At 64.2% G+C, this 4117-nt stretch carries 5 protein-coding genes; 3 read left to right on the top strand and 2 right to left on the bottom strand.

The window, feature by feature from the left end; all coding sequences use genetic code 11:
• A partial coding sequence (locus tag DBR30_RS22400; RefSeq protein ID WP_258224462.1) for an alpha/beta hydrolase occupies positions 1 to 663 on the bottom strand: 663 nt, incomplete at its 3' end.
• A 345-nt stretch (positions 664 to 1008) separates the two neighbouring features.
• On the opposite strand from DBR30_RS22400, the gene DBR30_RS22405 reads away from it, so the two are divergent.
• Positions 1009 to 1131, top strand: a complete 123-nt coding sequence (locus tag DBR30_RS22405) for a hypothetical protein (protein ID WP_258224463.1) — start codon at positions 1009 to 1011, stop codon at positions 1129 to 1131.
• Positions 1121 to 2155 carry a 23S rRNA pseudouridine(2604) synthase RluF gene (rluF, locus tag DBR30_RS16630; protein WP_108542193.1) on the top strand — a complete coding sequence of 345 codons (1035 nt, stop codon included), beginning with the start codon at positions 1121 to 1123 and terminating at the stop codon, positions 2153 to 2155. The genes DBR30_RS22405 and rluF overlap by 11 nt, the downstream gene beginning before the upstream one ends.
• Positions 2156 to 2222: 67 nt before the next feature.
• On the opposite strand, the gene DBR30_RS16635 is transcribed toward rluF, so the two are convergent.
• Entirely contained in the window at positions 2223 to 3485 is a 1263-nt protein-coding gene (locus DBR30_RS16635) for a cyanate transporter (RefSeq protein ID WP_108588436.1), read from the bottom strand.
• 176 nt (positions 3486 to 3661) lie between these two features.
• Between DBR30_RS16635 and DBR30_RS22410 the strand changes: the two genes are divergently transcribed.
• On the top strand, positions 3662 to 4117 hold a 456-nt coding region (locus DBR30_RS22410), incomplete at its 3' end, for a LysR family transcriptional regulator (protein ID WP_258224464.1).

Consider the following 4117-nt stretch of genomic DNA (forward strand, 5'->3'; position numbering starts at 1 on the left):
TGCCAGCGTGCCGCTCGGGTCGGCCAGCGCATCGAGCGCATATTTCACCGCCAGCGCGCCGCCGTTGGAAAAGCCCACCAGATGCAGCGGCCGCTTGCCCGGTGCCAGCAATCTGGCCTCCCGCACCGCCAGTCGGGTGGCGGCCAGCCAGGTCTCCCAATCCACATCCACGAGGCCAGCGGGCACAGTGCCGTGGCCGGGGATCCTCAGCCCCAGCGCGATAAAGCCCTGCTGCTGATAGCGTCTGGCCAGATGGCGCAGGCTATAGGGGGAGTCGGTCAGGCCGTGCAGCAGCACCGCCACCCCTTTGACTTCCCCCTCGGGGCGCAGCAGGTAGGAGTGGTTCCAGTTCTGCTGAAAGCGGGCGGGATTGATGGGGGCATCCTGATAGTAGCGATTGCTGGCCAGTTGCTGCTCCGGCGGCGTTTTGGCGACTATCTCGGTGGCCACCAGCTCGAACAGCTCTGCTTCGCGGGTCAGATAGGCTTGCCAGTCGCTGCTGTCGAGCTCATCGGCGCTGAGTTCGGGGGGCACCACTGTGTGCCACAGCTGCAGCGGCGCTGCCTGCCAGGCGAAGTAGGCGATCACCGCCCATGCGGTCAGCAACAGCAGCAACAGGGTCAGCAGAGCACGGCGAACAAGGCGGCGAGTGTGAGCCAGCATGGTGCAATCCTTGGCGATAGAGATGGGGCCGCCTCTGGGTGGGCGAGTTCGGTGCAGCACATTGGGCGCTGCCAATCGGCTTAAATCCTAATGGAAACAAGGTGATATGTATAGTTGATGGCATTCTGCCGCGCTGGCTGTGGGCGCCGGATCCCGCCGTTGGCATCAGGCTGGCCGTTCGAAGGCTGCATCGCGGGCCATCTGGCGGCCTGAACTTATCCGCAGATGCAAGCTTGGGCGCTGCGACCCTGCAACTATCTGCCCCTGAAAGGGGGCAATTATGCTACTGTAGCGGCGTTTTTTGATGGATAAGCTGGCATTGGCCTTTTTTGAAGATGGAATGGTATGCAGAACTTTGACGTAGTGAATTGGCTGATGCAGCAGACAGCCTCCCCGGCGCAGCCGGAACTGGCGATGGCACAACCGGGCGCGGCCCAGACCCTGTGGCAGGTGACCCATGCTGGCTAACGAATCCATGCGCCTGAACAAATACATCAGCGAGAGCGGTATCTGCTCGCGCCGCGAGGCCGACCGCTTTATCGAGCAGGGCCACGTCTTTATCAACGGCAAGCGGGCCGGGATCGGTGATCAGGTGCAGGTTGGCGATCTGGTCAAGGTGAACGGTCAGGTGATCGAACCGCGCGAGGCGGACAGTCTGGTGCTGATCGCCCTCAACAAGCCGGTGGGCATCGTCAGTACCACAGAGGCGGGCGAGAAGGACAACATTGTCGATTTCGTCAACCACAGCACCCGGGTCTTCCCCATTGGGCGGCTCGACAAGGATTCGCAGGGGCTGATCTTCCTTACCAACCACGGCGATCTGGTCAACAAGATCCTGCGGGCGGGCAACGATCACGAGAAAGAGTATCTGGTGACCGTCGACAAGCCGGTGACCGAGGAGTTTGTGCGCGGCATGGCGGCCGGGGTGCCGATCCTCGGTACTGTGACCAAGAAGTGCAAGGTGAAGAAAGAGGCGCCGTTCGTTTTTCGTATCACGCTAGTGCAGGGGCTTAACCGCCAGATCCGCCGCATGTGCGAGTACTTCGGTTTTGAAGTGACCAAGCTGGAGCGCATTCGCATCATGAACGTCAGCCTCAAGGGGCTGCCGGTGGGCGAGTGGCGCGATCTCACCGACGACGAGCTGATCGATCTGTTCAAGCTGATTGAGGACTCCTCCTCCGAGGTGAAACCGGCCAAAGGCGACAAGCCCAAGGCGGCCAAGGCTCCTGCGGCGCCAAGCGCCAAACCGGGGCAGGGCAAGAAGCCGAGCCGCGATGATGATCACGAGATTGGCGGGCGCCCCAATGTGCCGGGCCCGGAAGCCTTCGAGAAGAAGCTGCCGGTGGGCAAGGGTGGTGCGGGCAAAGGTGCAGCCAACAAAGGCGGCGCTGGCAAGGGCAGTGCAGGCAAAGGGGCTCTCGGCAAGGGTGGCAAACCGGCCGCAGGCAAGCCGCGCACCGCTAACACCGGACGGCAGAAGAAGGGGCGCTGAGTTGCCCCTCTGAGTGGCATCAGCCTCGCTCGTCATCCTCAATACGGTTATCCCCAACACACCGGCCTCAGGCCGGTGTGTTGCTTTGGGCCGCAGCGCTGGCCGGGAGGGGCGCCGAAAGGGTCGGCTCGCTGGCGGTCGGTAACCGCATAACGCGAGGGTAGTGGCGCGGGTCGAGGCGCAGCACCAGCAGGCTCATCAGCAGCAAGCCTCCCAGTTGCCACTGCCAGGCGGCGGCGAAGTCGCCCACATAGTGATAGAGCCGTGCCGCTACCCAGGGGCCGGTGGCCGCCAGCATAAAGCCGAAGCCCTGCATCAGGGCGCTCAGGGTGCCGGCGCGGCGCGGGTCGGGCAGGTGATCGAGCGCAATCACCATGATCAGCGAAAAACTGCCGCCAAGACCGGCGCCGCACAGCATGCACCAGAGAATCGGGGCACTGGCTGGCGCCAGCCAGAGGCCGCCGAATCCCGCCAGCTGCATGGCAATTGCCAGCGCCATCCACGGCCGCCGATCCATCTTGCGCGCCGCCAGCAGCGGCAGGCCGAGGCCGCTGGCGGTCTGCGCCAGTGCCAGCCAGGCGACCAGCTCGCCCGCCTGTGCGGCGCTCCACCCTTGCGCCATATAGGCGGGGGCCAGCCAGGCCACTACGATGCCGTAACCGCTGTTGATGATGCCAAAGCAGACGATCAGCAACCAGCTGCGTGGCAGGGTGATCAGCCGCTGTTCGCCGTGGGGAATGGTGACCGCGGCGGCCCGTGGCAGACGCACTTTCCACCCTAGCCAGACGAGGGCCAGCAGCACCGGCAGGCTCCAGAGTGCCAGTGCCTGCGACCAGTCGAGGCTGGCCGCCAGCCGTGGCGTGAGGCTGGCGCCGAGCGCACCGCCCCCCATCATGCAGGCAGAGAAGATCCCCATCACTTGCGGCACCTTGCGGGCAAAGTGCTGCTTGATAAGGGCGGGCAGCACCCCCTGCACCAGCGCCGAACCCAGGCCGCAGAGCGCGGCTGTGGTGATCAGCAGGGCGCCGCTCTGGGCATCAAAACGCAGGGCACTGCCCGCCGTGAGCAGCAGCAGGGCCAGTCCCAGCAGGGTGGAGGCACTGGCAAGGCTGCGCAGGCGCGGGGTGAGCAGCACGCCGACCCCGATCAGCCAAAGTGGCAGCAGGGTGAGCCAGGCCAGGGTATCCATCCCGAGCGACAGGGCGCGGCCAATCTCGCCGCTCAGCGGGCCGATGGCGGTAAGAAAGGGGCGCAGATTAAGGCCAATCAGGATCACCAGCACCAGCAGGGCAGTCTGGCCTGCGGGTTGAGCCGTATTTCGTTGATTCATCGGGTGCTGTTTCCGGTTCTGGGAGAGGCAGGGGGCATTCGGGACGCGGAGTCATCGGGGCTGAACATGGCAAATCACCGTCAAAGGAGGCAAAAATGCCAGCCTAGCGGGGTCGAAAGTCATTTGGAAATTAAATGATAGAATGGGTTTCAGTGGTTTTGTAAATGGAGTGCCCCATGCTGGATCCCCTGTTACTGCGCAGTTTTGTCGCCATTATCGACACCGGCAGCTTTACCCGCGCCGGTGAACGGGTCCATCTGACCCAATCCACCATCAGCCAGCAGATCCGCCGCCTTGAGCAGCAGCTTGGCTGCCCGCTGCTCGATCGCTCCGGTCGACAGGTGGTGGCGACGGCGGAGGGGGAAAAATTGCTGGGGCTGGCCCGCCGCATTCTGGCGCTGCTGGCGCAGGCCGAAGAACAAGTGACGGAAGGGAGCGTGGCGCTCAGCCTCGGGGTGCCGGAGGATTTCGCCGCCGGTGCCATTACCCCGGTGCTGGCCGCTTTTGCCCGCGACTACCCCGAGGTACGGTTGGAGGTGCAAAGTGGCCTGAGCCACGAGATCTGGCAGCGCTTCGAGGCGGGGGAGCTGGATCTGGCGTTGGTCAAGCAGACGCGCGGGCAGGGTTCGCCC

Source organism: Aeromonas sp. HMWF017, assembly GCF_003061465.1.
Taxonomy (GTDB): Bacteria; Pseudomonadota; Gammaproteobacteria; order Enterobacterales; family Aeromonadaceae; genus Aeromonas; species Aeromonas veronii.